Below are 22,133 nucleotides of genomic sequence, written 5' to 3' on the forward strand. Positions count from 1 at the left end.
CCCATAGTGTTAGTCAGTTAATGAACTAATTGCCTATCTGGACTAGCGTAGGGACGGGAATAGGACTACGCTTTGAGCCGTGATTTCTTTAACTGACAATATGGCTGCCCAGATCGAGGGCGCACACCATAAAGCAGATAGCTCTTCCCACCCGGTCCGTTACCTGGCTGCCGCCATGCTAGCGGGCCTCTATATTGGCGTGGCTGACGTCTTCATGTTCACCGCCGCCGGACCGTTAAATGCCGTGCATAACCCCTGGGGTCCCTTCGTGGGTGGGGCAGTCTTCGGGATCGGTCTAATCCTGGTGATCTTTGCCGGTTCAGAACTGGTCACTAGTGCCATGATGATCCTGCCAATCGGCTTGGCGAAGAAAGAAATCACTGCCGGGTCTGCCCTGCGTGCCTTCGTGTTGATGGTGCTGGGTAACCTGCTGGGTTCCATGCTGCTGGGCGTAGTGGTTTTGGGCTCGGGAGCCATGGCGCACGGGGCGGTCTACCAGATGGTGGCCACCGTGGCCGCCGCGAAGACCCACAAGACTTGGATTGCCCTGATCTGCCGCGGCATCCTCTGCAACGTCCTAGTTTGTACTGCCGTTTGGGCTCAGTCTCGCGCCCAGAACGAGGTTGCCAAGATGATCCTCATGGCCTGGTGTATGGCCCTGTTCGTCACCTCTGGTTTTGAGCACGTAGTGGCCAATATGACCACCCTTTCCCTGGGTCTTTTCCACGGGGTTCCGGGCGTGACCGTTTGGGGTGCGCTCTATAATCTGACCTTCGTGCTACTGGGCAACTGCATTGGTGGGGCCCTGTTCGTAGCCCTGCCGTTCCTGATCACCGTTACCAAGGACGAGCACTGAAATAGGGTGGTCGGACCTGGGGGTATTTTTAGGGTACTGTGTCCTGGGTAACTATTTTGGTATGCTTTTTTAAAGAGAGTTACCAAAGGAGGCCTGAATGGACCCCCAGAACTACGAAAATGATGACCATGATTTTTCCGGTCACGATGAACCCCTGAATGAACCCCTGAATGATCCCCTGATTGAACCTGTCGATGACGATGATGAGGAAATTCTTCTCAATGGGAATTCAATACTTTGTCAAAGTGGATTTAGCCGCGTCTTATTAGGGTCGGTTGGGATCCTGCAGCTGTTGTTTTCTTGGTCGATGCTGATGAGCGGAGCGTTGATGGGAGTTATAGCACTGAACATATTTGTCTTTGGCGCCTTAATGGTCTGGGGATTTTTCGCTGCTCGTAAGGTCGACCCCAACGATATCCGTCCCTATCTAGTGCTGGGCTTTAACGGGCTACTATTCGTGACGCTGGTTGTGGCAATGGGATTACTCCAATCAAAGAGCCCCTCTGGGTATGCGGCCCTACCCATGTTGTATTACACCGGCTGGGGGCTAATAATCCAAGCGATTTTCTTTATCTTCTTCTGGTTTGCGCCAATGAAAGCAAAGAACCAGGCGGATCCGCTCTAAATTCAACTTTAGACTTCCCAAAATATTTCCAATCTCAAAGGAGACACCATGCCGGACTACAGCTCAAAATCATTTACCTACAAACTCTCGATGGCCGTCCTAGGTCTAATCGGGATTGGCTTCTTCGCCTACGACTGGATCACGCTAAGTGAAGAGCGAGATTCCTTTTACTTCCTTATCGGCAAAGTGGTAGTCATGGCACTGGCTGCGAGCATGCTGATTTTCGGGGTCCTAGCGTGGATGCAAGACCGCAATCTAAAACTACGTTTAGGAATCTTGGCAATCTTTACGCTGCTCTGCGTAGGTGGCCTAGTATTCGACCTCGTAGGAGGCCAGTTCGAAAGTGGTCAAGGAGCTAACCTAGGCCTAGGCTTGGTGGTCCTGCTGGGATACCTAGGGGCCTCCCTAACGGCTCTGACTTTCATCCTGCCCACCGCCAAGAAGCCGGTCTACGACTCCATGCCGGCCTGAGAGTCAAATACGCAAGCCAATCCCTCTGGTCAGCTTACTGGGCGACTTCTCTGGGCCACCTTAGTTGGAGAGGGTCGAACGAATCCGCTTCAAAGACACCTTCTGCGCGGTCCCCAAAGACTGCGCAAACAGGGAAACCCGGAACTCCTGCAAAAGCCAAAAGCCCTGCTTAGCGTGCGCTTGCGCCGCAAAACCTTCCGCCCCGGCCGGCAACTGATCCGCCTGTTCTTGCGCCTCAGCCACTAAGTCCGCCGCCTGCTGGTACTCCCATGCCAAACGTTGATCGCGCGGAAGATCTGACTCTGCGCCCTCGAGCCGCATCCGGTCCGCCTGCAAATACCTAGCCAAATGCGGTAAGTGAGCCGCACCCGTCCGGGAAATAAAGTTCCCCGCCAATAGAGCGGTTGCGTGTGCGCGAACCTCCGTGGCCACCTGCGCCAAAGACATGGCCCGCACGGAACGAATCGTCTTATCCAGCGTCGCATACTCGCGCAACGCTGCCGCAGCCGCCTGCGCAAGGGCGTAAACCTCATCCTCGAACTTAGGACGCACCAGCTCCACCAGCTTGCCCAAAGCCGCCGAATCCGTCACCTGCGCCAGGCCACCCGGACGGCCAGAAGCCAAATCCGCGAACCGCATGGCAAGGCCCTCGGCCGCCGCCCACTGCAGGTCAGCGATCATCGCCGACGAGGACGCATACTTAGCCGACCCCAAAGCGAGCGCCTGCGCGGCACCCCAACGAGAAGAAATCCGCCCATCAGCCAACTTCACCTGCTCCAAAACCTGAGCCACTACCGCCCGCGCCTGATGGTGATCACGTACAGCCGCATTCGCGTGCACCTGCACCTCCACCGTCGGATAAAGACGCTTAGGATCCGTGGCTGGCTCAACCTTCAGGGTCAGGCCCGGGTAGCCGGTCACTGAGAAACCACCCTTACCGCGGGTCTGAATCTGCTTCGGGGGTTGTGGTGAGTCCGGCGAGGTAGCCGCCCCAGTATTGCCTGAGGCTGGCACGGAGCCCGTTGCGGATCCCTTAGCGGAGCCCTTTGCGTCACCAGACTTGCTGGCACCCTGGCCACGCTGCGCCTGCTCAAGGGCCTGCGCAACCGCACCCTTCACCGCCGAACGGACCGCCCGCGAGCCTTCCTTCGCCAAGTCCTTTTGGAGCTTCTTCAGGTCTGGGCCGGTCCCCAAAACGCGCCCATCAGAGGCATAAACCTGGAAACGAGGACGCAGGTGCGGTGGTAGTTTGCGCTCCACCAACTTCCAGTCATCCTTGGTGACCTCGGCATCCACAAGGCGCTTTACCGCCTGGGTAAAGGCCTTCCGGTAGGGGAGCGGACCACTTTGCGGGTGCTCAACCTGGTCCTGCTGTGCTGCTGCACTGGTACGCTGAGCGTTCTGGGTCTGAAGCTTCTTTAGCGCCTGCGGGTCCTTGATACGCACGTGGTCTGCGGAAGCAAGACGGGCCAGGGAAGCAGCCATGGGATCCAGTTCGGTCGCAGCCTTGGCGTTGCCTGAGGAAGCCTTAGGTTCATTCGTGCCAGCGGAAGAACGGTCCGCGGAAGGTGAGTCCGGGGAAGGTGAGTCCGCGGAAGCTGCACCCTCGGGGGTACCTGAAGCTGCACCCTCGGAAATATTTGCAGTATTCGTGCTCTGGGCCGGGGAAGCGGTCAGCTCTGCCCAACCCGGAATCAGCTCCACCGGGAACGGGCCGGCAGGAGCCACCAGTGGCAGCAAACGCTGCGCACCCTGCGGGGCCGGCACCAGCAGGCGACGAACCGGCTTCGGCAAGGCCCGAATCGTCTGCTCCAAAAGTTCCGGGAACAAGCCCGGAACCAGCCACTCAAAACCACGATCCTCAAGGCGACCCAAAACCTCCAGCGGGACACGAACCGTCACGCCATCGGCCGAGCGGCCGGGCAAGAACTCATAGCTCAAAGGCAAGGTCAGATCACCCTGCTGCCACGTATCCGGGAAGGCCTCATCTGCCCCCTGGGCAACCAGCAGGAAATCCTCCGGGTAATCCAACAGGCGCGGGGTCTTAGACTTCTGATCCCGCCACCAGCGGTCAAAGTTCACGCTGCCCGTAATATTGGCCGGCAGCACCCCATTAAAGAACTCAAAACGTTCCTCATCCGTGGCCAAAGCGCCCGGATCACGCAGTTTCTCTGCCTGCGCCTGGGCGGCCGCAACCGCCTCTTCATTCCGCTTAAAGAACTTATGGAAAGTCCGCCAATCACCCTCCACCAGGGCATGACGAATAAACATTTCCCGGGCCAACTGGGCCGCATTCACATCGCCCAGCGTCACCGACTTACCCAGTCGAGCCAGCGGCACAATCCGGTCCGCCAACAGGGTCATCCCATAGAGCATGACCTTCTCTTTGACCATGGCCGCCCCATGGCGACGCGACCAGAACGGCTCAGAATAGACGCGCTTAACCAGGTGCGAAGCCACCGGCTCCACCCAGTCCACATCAATGCGCGCTATCGTCCGGGCAAACAGGCGCGAAGTCTCAACCAGCTCAGCGGCCATCACCCAGTCGGTGCGTCCCTTAGCCAGCCCCGAACCGGGCCAAATATTGAAGTGAACGCCGCGAGCGCCCTCGTAATCCTTAGTCTTTTCCGACCAGTTACCCAAGTTAGACAGGAAGCCCACCAGCAGGGCCCGGTGAATCAGGTCCGAATCGGTGGTGGTAGCCGCGCGCGTCAGGTTCACGCAGGCGCGGGCAGTGGCGTTAGGAATCCCGCCGGCAGCGGCCTCTTCCGCGACCTGCTTCGTCGTGGGAATCTCCAAACGCTGCAAGTGAATCCCCAGCGGCTTAGCCAACTGACGCAGCTGTGCGTACACGTCCTGCCACTCGCGAATCCGCAGGTAGTGCAGGAACTCGGCCCGGACCGTGCGCCGGAAGGCCGAACCGGACAGGTCGCGGGCCAGCGTGCGCACATAACGCCACAGGTTCAAGTAGGTAATAAAGTCCGACTTCGGGTCGGTAAAACGCGCATGAGCCTCATCTGCGGCCCCCTGATGTTCAGCGGGGCGCTCACGAATATCCTGAATGGACAGGGCCGCCACAATCACGCCCACTTCAGAGGCACAACCCAGCTTCTGGGCCTCCAATAGGACGCGGCCTAGACGCGGATCAATGGGTAGGCGAGCCAGCGACCGGCCCACCTTCGTCAGGCGCAGGGACTTCTTCGCGTCCTCAGTTAGTGCCCCAATTTCCAGCAACTGCTGCACGCCGGAGCGGACCGCGCGCCCATCTGGTGGGTCCACGAAGGGGAAGTCGGCAACATCGCCCAAACCCAGGGCGGACATCTGCAGGATTACCGAAGCTAGAGAGGTGCGCAGGATTTCGGGTTCGGTGAACTCGGGCCGAGAGTCGAAATCATCCTCACTGTAAAGGCGGATCGCAATACCGTCAGCCACGCGACCACAGCGGCCTGAGCGCTGATTCGCGCTGGCCTGACTGACCGGTTCAATGGGCAGACGCTGAACCTTAGTGCGTGGGGAATACCTGGAAATACGGGCCAAACCGGGGTCTACCACGTAGCGGATTCCCGGCACGGTCAGGGAGGTTTCAGCCACGTTCGTCGCCAGGACGATCCGGCGGAACTGGTGCGGGGCGAAGACCCTGGACTGCTCAGCCGCGGATAGGCGAGCGTACAGGGGCAGCACCTCTACCGCGTCGGGGCGCACGCCCTTTGGTAGGGGCTGATTCGGGTTCAGGTAGCGGTTACCCAGGTGGTCCTTGAGGGCCTGATCCGCGTCGCGAATATCGCGCTCGCCGGCCAGGAAGACCAAGATGTCACCGGGTCCGTCCACGAAGAGTTCCTCGCAGGCGTCAATAATTCCCTGCATCAGGTCCGCTTCGGCTTCTACCGTGACCCCGCCACGTTTGCGGCCTGGCTTTTTCCCGGACGAGGACGTGCCCTGGCTATCGTGGCGGCCTGCGTTTGGAGGGTTGCCAGTGCCGTGAGCGTGGCCGGTACCCTGATCAGGGGTATCAAAGTCGGGAACCAGGGGACGGTAGCGGATTTCCACCGGGTAGGTGCGGCCGGAAACCTCAATGATCGGGGCCGGATTACCGTCTTGGTCTTTAAAGTGTTCGGCGAAGCGCTCAGAGTCAATGGTCGCGGACGTGATGATCAGTTTCAGGTCCGGGCGCATGGGCAGTAGGCGCGCTAGGTAGCCCAGTAGGAAGTCAATGTTGAGGGAGCGTTCGTGGGCCTCGTCAATGATGATCGTGTCGTAGCGCTTGAGCAGGGGATCGCCCTGGATTTCGGCCAGCATAATACCGTCGGTCATGAGTTTGACGCGGGTTTGTTCGCTGACCTGGTCGGTGAAGCGCACCTGGTAGCCCACTAGTTCGCCCAGTTGGCAGTGCAGTTCGTGGGCAATGCGGTCGGCGACGGCGCGCGCGGCAATTCGACGAGGCTGCGTATGCCCGATCATGCCCTTGGTGCCCCTACCTAGGTCGAGGCAGATTTTGGGCAGCTGGGTGGTTTTACCGGAGCCGGTTTCGCCACTTAGGACCACTACTTGGTGGTCGCGGATCAGCTGGGCGATCTCATCCTTACGTTGAGTAACCGGAAGTTGTGGTGGGTAAGTAATCTGCAGGGGCTGATCCGCAGACTTACCTTCAGGCAACGCTGGACTCCGGTTTAGCCACGCGGGAAGCCATGCGGGGGTTAACGCGGGCGGTGGCCCAGCGGACCGAAATATCAACCAAAACTTCGGTCTGATCAGGGTCAGAGAATTGGGCTTCGTGAGCAATGTGGATGCGTGAACCAGCCGGGAGGATGGTGAAGTTCTCTTGGGCCTGCTCCACAATATCGACCTCTAGGTCGTCAGCGTCAAAGACGATCAGTAGGGGGTAGGGCAGGTCGGTGAGTAGTTCATCGGACTTGTTCAGGGACAGGTCCAGTAGGGTTTCCCGGGTGATGACGAACCATTCACGGGGGCCCGGACCATCATCGGGGATGCGGGTGGCGCCGTGAGCTTCCAGTTCGTCTAACTGTTCGGGAGAGAAAATCTGGGACCAGTCAAAGAGCATGGGGCCGGTCACCGGGGAGGTGAGGATCATGGTCTTAGCCTGGGAGGGCCGGGCCTTGAGGGCGGTGACGGCACCGAAAGAGTGGGCGTGGATGATCTGGTTGGCGTAGCCGCGGTCTGCGAGCCATGCGCAGACTGAGCGTAGGTCTTCGACTTGGTGGGCGGTGGTGATGGCGTCGTCGCCGGAAAGCCCGCAACCAGAGAAGTCGAAACGCATGGTGGCGTAACCGGCGGCCCGGTAGGCGCCAGCTAGGCGGTCGAAGCGGCCACTGGAGTGCCGGTCACCCAAAAATGAGTGCGCAAAAACCACCACGGAGCCTTTCGCATCGACGGGTTCCGTGAGTGTTCCAGAGAGGGCCACTCCGCGCGGAGTGGTGATTTCGACTTCAGTCACCCTATAAGGGTAAAGAGGAGTTGGCGGAGTGCCAAATAGATGTGAAGGATTTCGGCCATTCGCGGAAATATGTGTCCGCAAACACAAAGTTTGTATCAATATCACTTGCGCACAAAACAAACTTTGTACTAAACTTTTGATACAAACAGTTGAGGGCCCATAACCTCAACCTTAAACCGTGGCCACCCGGCCCAAACTGGAGACCAAAATGAGTGAAAGTACCCTTGGAGCCATCTTCGACACCATCGGCTCCCTAGGCCTAGCCTTCCCGATCGTTATCTTCCTAGCCTGGTTGGGAATCCACCGAGTCATCCGCGGTGCCATGCCCATCAGCTACCAGGTCCGCAGCGCCACCGCCGCCCTCATTGCCCCCTACGCCGTAGTCATTGGCGCCGCCTTAATGCTGATGGGTCAGACCATGGTCGGGATGGACCTAGAAACCGGCGATATGGATCCCAACTCCTGGTGGATGGCAATCACCGTTCTGCCCATGGGAATCGCCTGCTACCTAATCGCTGACCTGCTGCTGTTCGAAACGCTGTACCGCAACCACACCGCCGGCCTTAAGCGGGGCGCCAACCTAGAAACCCCCAAGTGGGGCCGCTTCGTACCCGCCCCCGTCCGAGTCCTACTAGGCCTATCGGTACTAGTTGTACTAGGTAGCCTCTACTGGGCTTGGGACGTCTCCCGTGGCACCAAGGCGGCACACGTGGTCACCATTTCGGTCATCACCGCCGCTGTTGCCCTCCTGATCTCACTAGGCACCTACGTTTTTGCGCAACGCAATATCTCCCTACGCCCGGCCCTACTTTCCCTCAACGAAAAGGGTGACGAGGCCGCCCGCTGGTCCAGCTCCACCCGCATCACCTTCTGGACCATCGCCTTCCTGTGGGGGAGCGCGGCCCTGGTCTTCCAAACCGCTATCATCCAGGGACTAGGGGAAGCCTCCCGCCTCAAGCTGGCCGTCCAGATCCTAGGCTTCGGCGCCCCGGTAGTTGCCTTCCTAACCTGGATGCTCTTCCGCTCCGTCCGTGGCGGCACCATCTGGCCCACCAGCGCTGACCTAGCCGAAATCGACGATGAACAAACCCGTCGCGCCGCCGAATCAGAACGCTCCGTCTTCTCGCTCCTAGCCCGCGGTGAAGCCGCCGGCCCGGTAGCCAGCGTCGACTATGGGCGTGCCCCCGAAGATGAACTAGACGAATGGGATCGTCGCGATGATTGAGCTACTAATCGGTAGTCCCGAGCCACCCTACAGTCAAATCCGGGTCCAACTGGCCCGCCAGATTCGCAGTGGGCAACTCAAACCGGGAACCAAACTGCCGACCGTCCGCTCCCTAGCCACCCAGCTGGAACTAGCGGCCGGGACGGTAGCCCGGGCCTACCGCGACCTAGAAGCCGCCGGGCTCATCGAAACCCGAGGCCGCCGCGGCAGCTTCACCTGCGAAGTCACCCCGCACCTGCCCCTAGCCGAATGGGAAGCCGCAGCTACCGCGGGGACGATCGAGGCCCCCTCGGAAAACCAGCAAACCGTTGCCACCCCAAGCGAAAAGACGGAAACCGAGGTTCCTCAGGACTTGCCCGACCACCTACAGATGCAAATTCAGGCACTGTTAGCATCTGCACGAGCAGCGGGCATCGGAACGGACCAACTCGCGGCCCAGCTGCGATACAATGGGCACGGTAAGTCGTAATCAACCCGGCACCTGACCCCCAAAAACGGGCAGAATCGGGAAATGACCTCAAGGACAGCAGCATGAACTTCGAACACGGCCCGGTGCAGGCAATCAACTGGAACCGCATCCTCGACGATAAAGACCTAGAAGTTTGGGACCGTCTAACCGGTAACTTCTGGCTGCCCGAAAAGGTGCCGTTGTCGAACGACATCCCCTCCTGGAAGACCCTAAACGAGGCCGAAAAGCAGATGACCAACCGCGTCTTCACCGGCCTGACCCTACTGGACACCCTGCAGGGTACCGTCGGCGCGATCAGCCTGATCCCCGACGCTCGCACCCCGCACGAGGAAGCCGTCCTCACCAATATTGCGTTCATGGAATCCGTGCACGCCAAGTCCTACTCTTCCATCTTCTCCACCCTGCTATCCACCCAGGAAATCAACGATTCCTTCCGCTGGTCAGAAGAAAACGAGGCCCTGCAGAACAAGGCCCACATCATCAAGTCCTACTACGACGGTGATGACCCGCTAAAGCGCAAGGTCGCGTCCACCATGCTGGAATCCTTCCTGTTCTACTCCGGCTTCTACGCCCCCATGTACTGGTCTTCCCACGCGAAGCTCACCAACACCGCGGACTTGATCCGTCTGATTATTCGTGACGAGGCCGTACACGGCTACTACATTGGCTACAAGTACCAGCTGGGCTTGGCTGAGCAGACCCCCGAACGTCAGCAGGAACTCAAGGATTACACCTTCGACCTGATGTTCGAACTGTACGAAAACGAAGAACAGTACACTGAAGACCTCTACGACCCGCTAGGCCTAACCGAGGACGTTAAGAAGTTCCTGCGCTACAACGCCAACAAGGCCCTGATGAACCTAGGTTACGAGGCCATGTTCCCGGCAGATGCCACTGACGTGTCCCCGGCGATCTTGGCTTCCCTGTCCCCGAACGCGGATGAGAACCACGACTTCTTCTCTGGTTCCGGCTCCAGCTACGTCATGGGCGATGTCGAAGACACCACCGATGATGACTGGGATTTCTGAGACTGACGTAATCGCCTTCGGGTGATATCACGAGTAACTGATTTCCTTGAAACCACAATTTCGACCGGTCTCTGAGGCCTCCCTAGACCTTGCTGAAAAACCTGTACCCGAAAAGGGGACGGAACAGATAGCGGAAAGCGACGCGTCCTCGGCAAAGAAAAAATCCGGATTTTGGATTAACGTGGCTGCGATCCTTTGTGTGATTCTAGGTGTAGTTGTCATGGCGTACCCCGTGGTGGCAACCCTGATTATGAACCAGTCACAGCTGGTCGCTGCCCAAAAAGTCCAGGAACTCAATAAGAGCGTCTATTCTCCTGAGCAGCGTAAAGAGTTTATCGAGCGCGCAAAGAGCTACAATGACCAGCTGGTTTCCGGACCCATTCTGGACCCCTTCCTTGAGAAGGTTGCACCCAATACGAAGCTCTACCAGGACTACCTGACCTACCTGAACTTCGACGGGATTATGGCCTCGGTGGTGATCCCCAAGATTGAAGTAAATCTTCCTATCTATCACGGGACGGACGATGAGACGCTCTCAAAGGGGGCGGGGCACCTGTTCGGTTCCTCCCTGCCGGTCGGTGGGATTAATACCCATTCGGTAATCACCGCGCACTCTGGCCTAGGTACGGCCACGATGTTTGATAACTTGCCAAAGCTTCAGAAGGGCGACGATATTTTTATCAACGTCGCGGGTGAAACCCTGAAGTATCAGGTGACCTCGACCGAAGTTGTTATCCCTACCGACACTAAGAGCTTGAACGTCCAAAACGGACGTGACATGGTCACCCTGATTACCTGTACGCCCTATGGGATCAATACGCACCGCCTATTGGTGCATGCGGATCGTCAGCCCATCAGCCAGCAGGAAACTAAGGAACTGCAGGAAGTGCAGTATTCGGTTTGGCAAAACTGGATGATTATCCCGATTATCCTCTCTATTTGGTTCATCTGGTTGGTACTATTCCCACCTCGCAAGCGTTCAGGTAAGGAAGGCGCAAAGCACCGCCGTTAGTGGAAGCTATTCTCAAGTAAATGTTCGGGAGCTAACTTAGTGACAATTTAGCTGGTTAGATTTGTGCTCTAGCTGACTATTTTTGCTCTGCTTGAGTTATAGTGTTTGGGTAGTTTTCTACAGCTAAATCCTGAACTGGAGTACAAATGATCCCAGAATATTGCGTCCCGGACCTGGCCCACACTGGTGCCAGCGGGATTTTCCTATTTACCTTAGCGTTCACACTATTGCTGGTGGGCGCATTTTTTGTCTCTGGACACCGTCGTGCCGGCCGCGCCGCCGCGGCTGCCCTACTGCTACTGCCCCTAGGCATGACCAACCTGCCTTCCGCAGAAGCAAACGACAATGTGGCCCAGAAATCCTGCCCGGCAGGCTACCACTACGATGCTTCTCGCGATCACGCCAAGCCGGCACCGAAGCCGGGCGAGGTAGCTGCCCCTCCGGCAGCAGGCAAGACCCCCGAAGCCTCAACCCCCGAAGCCTCAACCCCCGAAGCCTCAACCCCGGAAACCAAGACCCCGGAAGCTACCGCCCCTGAGGGCCCGGCCCTCACCGTGGCCACCCCCGCCACCGTGCTACGTGGCCAGCAGCTACCGGTCACCATCAACGGCGTCAAGGCTGGCGACCAGGTTATGGTTTACCTAGCCGTTGACCCCTCGGTTGCCGTCACCGTCAAGGCTCAGCAGAATGGCGCTTTGGTGGCGCACCTAGACCTAGCTGCCGACATGCTACCGGGCACCTACCAGGTCCTAGCCCATGTGGATGACCGCACTGCCAGCGCAACTACCCAAGTTCAGCGTAACCCGCAGGTAGAACGTCAGGCCGGCGCCGACCTAGGTCCGAACGTCAAGTTCACCGTCTCTGACCGCGGCTTGGACGCCAAGGATGGCACCAAGATCGTGAACTGGGATATCGCCAAGGCCACCGTCCGCGCCTACTACGGCTACGACAAGAAGACCCACACCAGCGACCTAGAAAACTCCCCCTACGCCCAGCAGATGGCCAAACTATCTGATAAGTGGGCTGCCGAGGTAGCCGCCAACTGTAAGGCCGCCGTCGCCAAGGGTGAAAAGCCCGCCGCCGTCTTCGACTCCGACGACACCACCCTGTACGGCATTAACTTCGAGGAAGCTATCAACTACGCTTTCACCCCCGCCAAGCAGCAGGCCTACTTCGATGGCAAGACCGCCACTGACGCCTCCGGTCGCACCTACGACTTCACCAACCCGGAAGGCGGCCCCAACTACATGCCGGCCACCCCGGGCATGATCAAGGTCGTTAAGGCCGCCAAGGAAAACGGCTGCACCATCTTCGGTCTGACCGGTCGCTCCGCTAACCAGGCTGACTACTCGGTTGAGAACCTCAAGCGTGCCGGTTACGTGGACGCTGCCGGCCAGCCGCTATTCACCAAGGCCAACTACTTCACCAACTCCGGCAAGCTAATCCAGGGCTACGGTGAGGAAGCCGGCCAGCCCCAGTACGACCTCGGCAAGGATGGACTGGGCTTCTGCACCACCCGCGGCACCAAGTGCCAGACCGTGGAATACAAGGCCGGTACCCGCCAGCACCTAATGGATCAGGGCTACCGCATTGTGGGCTCCTTCGGTGACCAGTGGTCCGACCTGCAGGGTGGTCGCGCCGACCACACCTACAAGCTGCCGAACCCCGCCTACTACCTACCGGACCGCGTCTTCCAGGCGAAGGCTGAACCCACCTACACTGGTGATCACCCGCTAGCCGGTTGGGAAGCTAAGAACCGTGCCGAAGGTATGGCTCCCGCCCAGGTGACCTACCCCAGCGTTGCTCCGGATGGTTCTTCCGGCCGCGCCCCGGGCGTACAGGGCGACCAGCTACCGAACATGGACGTCGTTAAGGCCAATATCCGCAACTACTACAACGGTGGCGGTAACCGTGACCTGAAGGTCCCCACCGGCATTGCCGATAAGGAAAGCTCCAACTACATCCAGCAGATGAAGCAGATTACCGCCACTAAGGGCCAGGAAGTCCTGAACTCTTGCCGTGCGGCAAAGGCTAAGGGCCTCAAGCCCGCCGTGGTCTTCGATTCTGATGACACCACCCTGTTCACCTACGACATGGAAGACTACGGGATGAGCTTCGCTTTCACCCCGGCCCTACAGGATGCCTTCTTCTTCGCTAAGGCCCCCTTCGAGGGCGAACTGAAGTTCCCGGCACCCTACCAGTACGGTTCACAGGCTCAACTGGACGGCAAGAAGGTTAACTACCTGCCCGCCTCGCCCGCCATGGTCGAATACGTGAAGTCCGTGAAGGAAGCTGGCTGCCAGGTGGTAGGCCTAACCGGTCGCCATGAAGACCAGGCTGCTTATTCGGTAGCTAACCTAGCTGCTGCCGGCTACGTGGATGCTGACGGTAAGCCGCTCTTCACCGCGGACCTGTACTTCACCAAGCCGCACACCTTCCCCAAGTACCTAGATAGCTTCTGCGCAGCTGATATTGCGAAGAAGGGCAAGTGCTCCACCATCTCTTTCAAGTCTGGTACCCGAGCACACGTCGAAAACGATCTGGGCTATACCATCGTGGGTAACTTCGGCGATCAGTTCTCTGACCTGAAGGGTGGTTTCGCTGAGACCGCCGTGAAGCTACCTAACGCCACCTACTACCTACCCTGAGCCGGACCGAAAGGAAACTGCTCTAAGTAGCTAGTCAATAGCACTGGGGTGCCACCTGCCTTCGGGCGGGTGGCACCCTTTTGTCGTCTAGGTGGTAGGCCGCCCGCTTAGGACTGTCCTTGAAACCACAGTGGAGCCGCTCCTCGTCGCTTAACGCGTATATACCCTCCTCGTCCCGCGCGTGCCAGCTATGGAATAGGACTAGACTCGAAGCATGAAGAGTGGAGAAAAGAGAGACCAGATCAGCCTGCTAGAAGCCATGTCCATTGGCATTGGCGGCATGGTGGGCGGCGGAATTTTCGCAGTCCTAGGCCTAGCTGTTTCCCTAGCGAAGGGTGGCACCCCGGTAGCTTTCGCCTTCGCGGGCCTAGTCACCCTACTGACTGCCTATAGCTATACGAAGATGTCCCTGAAGTACCCGGACCGGGGCGGCACAGTTAAGTTCATTAACCAAGGTTTTGGTCGGGGGATCTTCTCTGGGGCCATGAACAATATGCTGTGGCTGTGCTACATCATCATGCTGTCCCTGTACGCTTCCGCCTTCGGCTCTTACGCCCCGAACCTGTTCAGCATTACCGGGAACCGCACCGCGGACTTCCACATTTACGCCTCACTGATCATCGTGATTGCGACCGTCATTAACTACTATTCGATCGCGGTGGTCGGCCGGATTGAATCCTGGGCGGTCGCGATCAAACTGGTGATCCTACTGGGCTTTATTGTGCTGGGCGTTTACGGCCTATTCGGCAACCCCAACCTGAGCCAACTGTCCATGGAACACTGGGAATCCCCGGTGAAACTCTTCGCCGGCGGCATGGTCATCTTCGTGGCCTACGAGGGTTTCGAACTGATCGCGAACGCCAGCCCGGACATCAAGGACCCACAGCGGAACGTCCCGCGCGCCTACTACGGGTCGGTCATTTTCGTGATTGCCCTGTACATTACGATCGCCGTGGTGACCGTGGGCTCCCTACCCTTTGAAAAGATCAAGTCCGCGCAGGACTACGTTTTGGCCGAGGCTGCGCGACCCATGCTGGGGCAGGCGGGCTTTACGATCATCACCATTGCGGCCCTGATTTCTACTTTCAGTGCCATTAACGCCTCCATTTACGGGGGTGGGCAGGTCAATTACGAGGTCGCCGAGGACCAAGAACTTCCCGCCTACTTTACGGATAAGTGGCTGCACCAGCCCGTGGGCGTGGGTTTGACCGCCCTGCTGACCCTGCTGGTGGTTAACGTCCTGCAGCTGGAGAGCATCTCTACGGCCGGTTCGGTGGGCTTCCTACTGATCTTCGGGATCGTGAACCTAGCGGCCTTCCGGAAAGCGAAGGACGTGGACGCTAACCGGGTGATCACCCTAGCCGGGGCGGTCCTTTGCGCGGTCGCAACCGTGATTTTGGTGGGCCAGCAGTGGCAGCAGAACTTTGTGGGCGTGATGGTCTCTGCCGGGATTATTGCTTTTTGTTTCTTAGTCGAATGGGGCTACCGCAAAACTGCTAAAGTGAAGTAAAGCGTCCTCGCCCAGGGCAACCTGGTTCCAGAGTTGGAACCGCGAATGCCTACTGGAATGGTAGATTGCTTGCTGATCTGAAAGGAAGCAGAAATGAGACGGGTAGATTCAAGTACCGACCAGTCGAGGCGTCATTTCCGGGCCTTGGCGGCTTTAGTTGCGGCAGCTGGGTTAACCCTAAGTTTGGGTGCCTGTGATTTTAAGGAAACCCCGAAAGCCCCGGGGGACCCTACCCCTAGCGCTGGTTCATCTGACCCAGCTAAGACCCCCGCGGACACTAACAAAACAGGGGTAGAGAAGGTCGTTCCCTATGGTGTCTTCCCCGGCGGTCCGGAGCACCTAATGGCGGCAATTGATGGCCGCCTAGAGATCCGTGGGCGCTGCGTTTACCTGTACCAAGAACCCGACCCTGGCTTTGATCGGAAAGGTGGGTACCGGCAGGTGTCTTTGAACTCTGATGGCGACCCGCACATTGTGGACGGCAACCTAGTGATGTATGGAAAGACCGCCAAGAACGGTGAGCAGGTCACTTTTGCTACCGGCGGTGGGGGCCAGAAACTGGCGCCTGAATGCCCCGTGCTAGATAGCGGAGACACCGCCATTACCGCTTTCGACCTTTAGATTTTTCCCCTAGATCCTAGCTCCTTTAGACCCTAGTTCCTCTAGATCTTCCGCTAGATTTTTGCCCGTGATTCTCGTTCTAGAGCCAGCCGGCCTGCTGGGCCGCCAGCGCGGCCTCCATCCTAGTATTCGTGTGTGTCTTCGCAATGGCCGAAGAAATATGGTTCCTAACCGTACCGGGGGACAGGAATAGCTGCCCGGCCAGGTCCTCGATCGACGCGCCCGACAGGGCCGCTCGCAATACTTCCGCCTCCCGTTCCGTCAGCGGGCTGGGGCCAGTGGACATGGATTCAACCGCCAGATCCGGGTCGATCACCTTCTGGCCCTGATGGATCTTGCGGACCGCAGCCGCCAGTTCAGCAGCCGGAGTATCCTTCACCAAAAACCCCTTCGCCCCGGCCGCTAGCGCCCGCTGCAAATACCCGGGCCGACCAAAAGTGGTCACCAGTGCGCAGGGGATTTCCGGATGGCTGGCAGCTAGGTCTGCAACTACCTCGATCCCCGTCTTGCCGGGCATTTCAATATCAAGTAGGCACACATCTGGCTGGGATTCTTCCACCGCCTGGGCTACCTGATCCCCCCTAGGGACCTTCGCGACCACCTCAATATCAGCCTCCAGGCCAAGCAGGACCGCCAGGGCATCAAGGACCATCGCTTGGTCATCTGCCAGTAGCACTCGAATGCTCACGATTACTTCCTTCTTCAGGGGCCGGACCGGTCACCGGTTGGTTTTGGTCTGTCGCTTATCTGCCGAGGGCGCTTTGGCACCCGGCCAAGTAGCGGTCAGGGTAACACCCTGGTTCAGTTCTGAGGATACCTGCAAGTCACCATCCACATCAGCTAAACGTTGACGCATGCCCGCCAAGCCGTGCCCCTGCTGGCCCAGCTGCGAGGGTTCGCTAACGGAGGCTAGGTTTGAGTCGCCCGCTACTCCGTTTTCTGCCGCCCCAGTTTCCGCCGCCCCAGTTTCCCTCCTGGCAGCCAGACGGCTAGAGCCCTCTAAACCGATGCCATCATCAGCAAACACTAGCCGCTCTGGACCCAGTTCGATCCGCACCTTTGACGCCTGCGAATAACGAATCGCATTCGTACTGGCTTCCCGCAATACCCAAGCTAGGGGAGTCTGAAGCGCCTGCGGGATAGTATCCGGATCCCCGGTCACCTGCACGTCAATGCCGGCCTTCCCCAGTAGGGCCTTAACGCGGGTAAGTTCCCCCGCCAAGTTGGGGTCCTTTAAGCCAGAAACGGTCAACCTGACCTGCTGTAAACCCTCGCGTGCTAGGGTGGCGATCTCAGCGGCCTCGGCCTGAGCCTGCGGGTTATCCGTCAGGTGCTGCAAGACCTGGGCTTTTAACGCGATGGCAGTCAGTGAGTGCCCCAGCAGGTCATGCACGTCTTGGGCAATATGCTCCCGCTGCTGGGCCAGTAGCCGCTGCCTTTCATAGCGGACCGCCTTCTCACGATTCTCTTGGTCAATCCGCCCAATCAACGCGAACGTTACCCAGATGATGGCACCTAGGCCGTTAAATAACAGGGCTAAGTTCTGGAAGTAGTAGCCGATTGCGGCCGTGAAGGCAATGATCGAAGTGTTAACTAAGATCGCCTGTTTAACGGGGAGCGAATAGAGCATTGCCCCCATAATGAATGAGGCGCTAGCGAAAAAGTCCCACTGGCCACTAACCCAAACCTGCAGCAGCAAAATAACTAGCATTATTAGTGCCGCAACCCAGGCTTGCTGCGTGGAGTTTTCCGGGCGGTTGGGGTTGAAAATATTGAGCCGGAAGGACACGTAAAGGAACACTGGGGCGATGGCTAAGACCAGGATGATCAGCGTTGGGTAGCGCCAGCCAGTCTGGGAACTATTGATCGCAAAATAGAGCGGAAAAATAATGAAAACTAGCCAAACGCTGGAGAAGAAATACCCAATGTAGCGGTTACGTCGGCGGACCTGGCGGATGGATGCGGGTTCGAGTTGCTCTTCGACCTGCAGGGGGTGGGTCGGTGCCGTTTCTTGGGCGTGCCAGGGCGCGGCGCCAGCTAGGGTACTCTTCCGATCCATCACGCTTCCTTTCTCTAGGCCTATCTTACGGTGGGCTTAGCTGCGAGTCCGGGTGAAGCGGAGCGTCCACCAGGACAGGAAGGTGATAATCCCTAGCCAAATGACCACATTGAGGGTCAGGTAGGTCAGGTTTAGCTCATTGCCCAGGGTGCCCTTGCCTTGGGTGGCTTGCCACGCCACTAGGGTTTTAGTGCCAAAGAAGGGCATGAACTGGCCGACTTTGTACATGGTGCCCGTCAGGGGCATGAACATGTCTGAAAGGAAGGATCCTAGGACCACGAAGCCGCTGGCTAGGCCGTTGGCGGCATTGGCGGGTAGGAAAGCGCCGAAGATCTGACCAACGCCCGCGTATAGGCCACCAAGCAGGATGGTCATGACGGCACTGTACGCCCAGATTTTAAGGGGCATATCAGCGAAGGTGAAGGCAGCAACGGTGTAGAGCAGCACTAGCTGGGGGACGACTACCGCGTAGCTTAGGGCTAGGCGTATCAGAGTGTAGCGACTATCGTTCATGCCGTTTAGGTGCAGGGTGCGTAGCCAGCCGGATTCGCGCATCTGGCCAATATCGGCCCCGGCTTGGCTGGAAGCTAGGATCGCCCCGTAGAAGCCCATTTGGATGGCGATTAGCCCAGAAATATTAACCCCAGAGGGTAGTTTTTCGGATAGTTCTGCCTGACCGCCAAAGATCAAGAACATGGAGATGGGCATGATCACGACGAAGAAAATGGCGGCCGGGTTGAGTAGTTGGTGTTTTAGTTCAGTGAGGAAGTATTTAAGCATTTTGGGTTCCTTCCGCGGGCAGGCTGGCGGCTGAAGTTTGGGTTTCGGCTGGTTTGCCTTCTACCTCTGTTAACTGCTTTTCCGCCTGGTTTTTCAGGTGCTCTTCAGCCCGGTCGGTTAGGGCAAAGAAGGCCTCTTCTAGGGTTTTGGTACCGGTCTGGGACAGTAACTCTTGGTGGGTTCCGTCTGCTAGTAGCAAGCCCCGGTGCATGACCAGGATGCGGTCTGCGTAGTGGGCGGCCTCGTCAAGGAAGTGGGTTGCGTAGATGACGGTCCGGCCATCCTGGTTGGCATTGTTGATCTGCTGCCAGAAATCGCGGCGGGCGTGCGGGTCCATGCCGGCGGTCGGCTCGTCCAGGATTAGCAGTTTGCCCTGGTTTATCAGGGCCAAAGCTAGGCGTAGACGCTGGATCTGGCCGCCGGAGCAGCTGCGGATCCGCTGGCTCAGGAACTGTTCAATCCCGGCCGCTTTAGTCACGTCCGGGACTCGTGACTCATTACCGGTCAGTGCGGCCAGAGCAGTCAGGGTTTCCTTGACCGTCCAGTTGGGCAGCAGGCCGCCGGACTGTAGCAGGGAGCCAATCAGCCGCTGTGCTTGGGCTTGCTTAGGGGACTGGCCAAAGATTCGGATCTGACCGCTGGTCATGGGCAGCAGGTCTAGGATCATTTCGAACGAGGTAGACTTGCCCGCACCATTGGAACCCAACAGGGCTACCTTCTGGCCGGCAGGCACCTCAAGGTTTAGGTGATTGACCGCCGTCAGCGGGCCATTCTTGGTGGGGAAGACCTTAGTAACATCCCGCATTTCCAGGGCTAAAGTTTCAGCTTTCGTGTTCATACTTCTAGTATTCCGGCCTGGCACAGAGTCCAGAAGTCTTAGGTGTCACGACTTAGGCATGACAAATGTCAGGGACAAAAAATGCTGCGGCAGCCAAAGAAATCCAAAGAAAGGATCCCTTGACTGCCGCAGCAATCGACTCAGAAGCTAAAACTAAAACCTCAGGCTAGGCGCTCCCGGACGTTACGGGCCGCCGCCACCAAGTTGCGCAAGGTGGGTTCTACCTCGGCGTAACCGCGGGTCTTCAGACCACAGTCGGGGTTAACCCAAACTTGCTTAGCCGGCAAGGCGTCAACTGCCGCCTGCAGTAGCGCGGTCTGTTCTTCCTCGGAAGGAACGCGGGGGCTGTGAATATCCCAAATGCCGGGGCCCAACTGGCGGCTAAAGCCATGCTCGGCCACGGCCGGCAGAATATCCATCTTTGAACGGCTAGCCTCAATGGAGGTCACGTCCGCATCCAAATGGTCAATCGCATCGACCACCACGTTGAACTCGGAGTAGCACAGGTGCGTGTGCACCTGGGTGCCATCCTGCGCCTGGCCGGTAGCCAAACGGAAAGAACCAACCGACCAATCTAGGTACTCGGCGCGGTCCTTTGACTGCAGGGGCAGCAGCTCACGGATCGCCGGCTCATCCACCTGCACGACCCGAATCCCAGCCTGCTCCAAATCGGCAATTTCATCGCGCAAAACCAGACCCAACTGGTCCGCCACCTGCTTACGTGGCACGTCATCGCGCACAAAAGACCAAGCCATAATGGTCACTGGGCCGGTCAGCATGCCCTTCATGGGCTTCTCAGTCAAGGATTGGGCGTAAGCGCTCCACTCCACGGTCATCGGGGCCGGGCGAGTCACGTCGCCCCACAGGATCGACGGGCGCGTACAACGCGAACCATAAGACTGCACCCAACCGTGCTCAGTTGCGGCAAAGCCCTCTAGGAGCTCCGCAAAGTACTGCACCATGTCGTTACGCTCAGCCTCACCGTGAACCAGCACGTCCAGACCCAGTTCTTCCTGCAGCTTCACCACATGGGCGATCTCATCACGCATCGCCTGCGCGTACTGCTCTTCAGACAGCTCACCCTTACGGTAAGCGGCACGAGCCTTACGGATATCCGCGGTCTGCGGGAAAGAACCAATCGTGGTGGTCGGCAACAGCGGCAGGCCCAAGGACTCCTGCGCGGCCAAACGCACCTCATAGGCGCTACGGTTACGATCCGCCTCAGTTACTGCGGCAACCGTCTCACGAACGGCTGCGACGCGGGTGCCGGGGTGATTCTGACGGGACTCACGGGCGGCCCGGTCCTCAGCCAACTCGGCGGCAATCGCCTCATCACCCTGTGCTAGACCGCGAGCCAAAACCTGCACTTCCTGCACCTTCTGATCCGCAAACGCCAACCAGGAACGCAGGTCCTGCGGAAGCGAAGTCTCACGCTCCTTATCGTGCGGCACATGCTGCAAAGAGGTCGAGGTCGCGACCGTCACCGGGGTACCCTGCGGCAACTTAGCCTGCAGGTCACGTAGGGTAGCCAGAGCCTCATCCATGTTCGTGCGCCAAATATTGCGGCCCGAAACCACGCCCGCCACCACGGACTTACCGGCCAAAGCCGCCAAATCTTCCGCCGCGGGAACCTGGCCGGCCACCAAATCTAGCGCCACGCCCTCGACATCAGTCTCACCCAGAACCGGCAGGGCATCACCCAGGTTACCGTAGGTGCCCGCCACCAAAATCTGCGGGCGATCCACCGATGCACCCAACCAGGTGTAAGCATCCTTAACGGTCTTCAAAATGCGCTCACGCGGCACATCCCAAGAGTCCGAAACCAGGGCCGGCTCATCTAGCTGCACCCACTTCGCACCCACATTCTGCAGGTCCATCAGCCAGTGACCATAAGCGTGCAGCACATCGTTTAGGCGATCCAGCGGGTGGAAGCCCTCCGGGGCATCATCAGTGGCCTTAGCCAACAGTAGGAAAGTCACCGGGCCCACCAGCACGGGGCGGGCCTCCACGCCCTGCTCTAGGGCCTCACGGAACTGGTCGGCCAGTGCGTACTCCACGTAATCAATCGGAGTATCCGGGCCGATTTCCGGAACCAAGTAGTGGTAGTTCGAATCGAACCACTTCGTCATCTCCAGGGCCGGGCGGTCGCCCTCGCCCCGAGCCAAAGTAAAGTAACCATCCAGGTCCAAGCCGCCGTTCTCATCCAGCAGGTCGCGGAAACGAGCCGGCACCGCACCCAAGTGCGCAATGACGGACAGGACCTGGTCGTACAGGGTGTGGTCCGCCGGTTGTGTGTAAGCCTCAGTCAGGCCCAGTTCGTTCAGGCGCTGACGGTTCGCGGCACGCACCTGAGCAGCTGCCTGCACCAGATCCTCGCGGGTGGTCTTACCAGCCCAGTACTGTTCGAGGGCGCGTTTAAGTTCCCGATTAGCCCCAATTCGAGGATAGCCCAGGATAGTGGCGGCGGGAAGGGAAGTGGTGCTCATTAGGAACTCCTTTACTTGAGCCCGTAGGCTACTTCAAAAAACTGATGGGACAA

General features: G+C 58.5%; 17 protein-coding genes. 10 read left to right on the plus strand and 7 right to left on the minus strand.

The genetic code is table 11. The features are described 5' to 3' along the window. The first annotated feature begins 79 nt into the window (after window positions 1-79). From BSR28_RS04840 to BSR28_RS04850, 3 genes are all read left to right on the plus strand, one after another. The gene (locus BSR28_RS04840; protein WP_083563079.1) at window positions 80-856 is read left to right on the plus strand and encodes a formate/nitrite transporter family protein; all 777 of its coding nucleotides are present in this window, start codon (window positions 80-82) and stop codon (window positions 854-856) included. A 97-nt stretch (window positions 857-953) separates the two neighbouring features. Then, window positions 954-1,481 carry a hypothetical protein gene (locus BSR28_RS04845; protein ID WP_073713508.1) on the plus strand — a complete coding sequence of 176 codons (528 nt, stop codon included), beginning with the start codon at window positions 954-956 and terminating at the stop codon, window positions 1,479-1,481. A 48-nt stretch (window positions 1,482-1,529) separates the two neighbouring features. Beyond that, on the plus strand, window positions 1,530-1,952 hold the full coding sequence (locus BSR28_RS04850) for a hypothetical protein (protein WP_073713509.1): 423 nt from the start codon (window positions 1,530-1,532) through the stop codon (window positions 1,950-1,952). 60 nt (window positions 1,953-2,012) lie between these two features. On the opposite strand, the gene BSR28_RS04855 is transcribed toward BSR28_RS04850, so the two are convergent. Both BSR28_RS04855 and BSR28_RS04860 read right to left on the minus strand, forming a co-directional pair. Beyond that, window positions 2,013-6,605 (minus strand): DUF3418 domain-containing protein, encoded by a 4,593-nt coding sequence (locus BSR28_RS04855; RefSeq protein WP_198928946.1) that lies wholly within the window; start codon window positions 6,603-6,605, stop codon window positions 2,013-2,015. Further along, window positions 6,598-7,404 (minus strand): alpha/beta hydrolase, encoded by an 807-nt coding sequence (locus BSR28_RS04860; RefSeq protein WP_073713510.1) that lies wholly within the window; start codon window positions 7,402-7,404, stop codon window positions 6,598-6,600. Before BSR28_RS04860 ends, BSR28_RS04855 begins: the two co-directional genes overlap by 8 nt. Before the next feature lie 208 nt (window positions 7,405-7,612). On the opposite strand from BSR28_RS04860, the gene BSR28_RS04865 reads away from it, so the two are divergent. From BSR28_RS04865 to BSR28_RS04895, 7 genes are all read left to right on the plus strand, one after another. Then, window positions 7,613-8,629, plus strand: a complete 1,017-nt coding sequence (locus BSR28_RS04865) for a hypothetical protein (protein WP_073713511.1) — start codon at window positions 7,613-7,615, stop codon at window positions 8,627-8,629. Further along, complete coding sequence (locus BSR28_RS04870) at window positions 8,622-9,098, plus strand: GntR family transcriptional regulator (RefSeq protein WP_073709660.1); 477 nt, start codon at window positions 8,622-8,624, stop codon at window positions 9,096-9,098. The genes BSR28_RS04865 and BSR28_RS04870 overlap by 8 nt, the downstream gene beginning before the upstream one ends. A gap of 62 nt (window positions 9,099-9,160) precedes the next feature. Next, entirely contained in the window at window positions 9,161-10,126 is a 966-nt protein-coding gene (nrdF, locus tag BSR28_RS04875; RefSeq protein WP_073709659.1) for a class 1b ribonucleoside-diphosphate reductase subunit beta, read from the plus strand. Window positions 10,127-10,172: 46 nt separating this feature from the next. Further along, window positions 10,173-11,138: a class C sortase gene (locus tag BSR28_RS04880; protein WP_125899215.1), complete on the plus strand. Its 966-nt coding sequence runs from the start codon at window positions 10,173-10,175 to the stop codon at window positions 11,136-11,138. 146 nt (window positions 11,139-11,284) lie between these two features. Continuing rightward, window positions 11,285-13,786: an HAD family acid phosphatase gene (locus BSR28_RS08925; protein WP_073713512.1), complete on the plus strand. Its 2,502-nt coding sequence runs from the start codon at window positions 11,285-11,287 to the stop codon at window positions 13,784-13,786. 214 nt (window positions 13,787-14,000) lie between these two features. Beyond that, the gene (locus BSR28_RS04890) at window positions 14,001-15,296 is read left to right on the plus strand and encodes an APC family permease (RefSeq protein WP_073713513.1); all 1,296 of its coding nucleotides are present in this window, start codon (window positions 14,001-14,003) and stop codon (window positions 15,294-15,296) included. 93 nt (window positions 15,297-15,389) lie between these two features. Further along, the gene (locus BSR28_RS04895; protein WP_073713514.1) at window positions 15,390-15,917 is read left to right on the plus strand and encodes a hypothetical protein; all 528 of its coding nucleotides are present in this window, start codon (window positions 15,390-15,392) and stop codon (window positions 15,915-15,917) included. A 79-nt stretch (window positions 15,918-15,996) separates the two neighbouring features. Here the strand turns inward: BSR28_RS04895 and BSR28_RS04900 are convergent, their stop codons facing one another. From BSR28_RS04900 to metE, 5 genes are all read right to left on the minus strand, one after another. Further along, the gene (locus BSR28_RS04900) at window positions 15,997-16,605 is read right to left on the minus strand and encodes a response regulator transcription factor (protein WP_073709655.1); all 609 of its coding nucleotides are present in this window, start codon (window positions 16,603-16,605) and stop codon (window positions 15,997-15,999) included. A gap of 30 nt (window positions 16,606-16,635) precedes the next feature. Then, the gene (locus BSR28_RS04905; RefSeq protein ID WP_073713515.1) at window positions 16,636-17,976 is read right to left on the minus strand and encodes a histidine kinase; all 1,341 of its coding nucleotides are present in this window, start codon (window positions 17,974-17,976) and stop codon (window positions 16,636-16,638) included. 36 nt (window positions 17,977-18,012) lie between these two features. After that, window positions 18,013-18,756 carry a hypothetical protein gene (locus BSR28_RS04910; protein ID WP_073713516.1) on the minus strand — a complete coding sequence of 248 codons (744 nt, stop codon included), beginning with the start codon at window positions 18,754-18,756 and terminating at the stop codon, window positions 18,013-18,015. After that, window positions 18,749-19,594 carry an ABC transporter ATP-binding protein gene (locus tag BSR28_RS04915; RefSeq protein WP_073713517.1) on the minus strand — a complete coding sequence of 282 codons (846 nt, stop codon included), beginning with the start codon at window positions 19,592-19,594 and terminating at the stop codon, window positions 18,749-18,751. Before BSR28_RS04915 ends, BSR28_RS04910 begins: the two co-directional genes overlap by 8 nt. 161 nt (window positions 19,595-19,755) lie before the next feature. Beyond that, complete coding sequence (metE, locus tag BSR28_RS04920) at window positions 19,756-22,080, minus strand: 5-methyltetrahydropteroyltriglutamate--homocysteine S-methyltransferase (RefSeq protein ID WP_073713518.1); 2,325 nt, start codon at window positions 22,078-22,080, stop codon at window positions 19,756-19,758. Window positions 22,081-22,133 lie beyond the last annotated feature (53 nt).

This window comes from Boudabousia liubingyangii (assembly GCF_001907245.1).
GTDB lineage: Bacteria > Actinomycetota > Actinomycetes > Actinomycetales > Actinomycetaceae > Boudabousia > Boudabousia liubingyangii.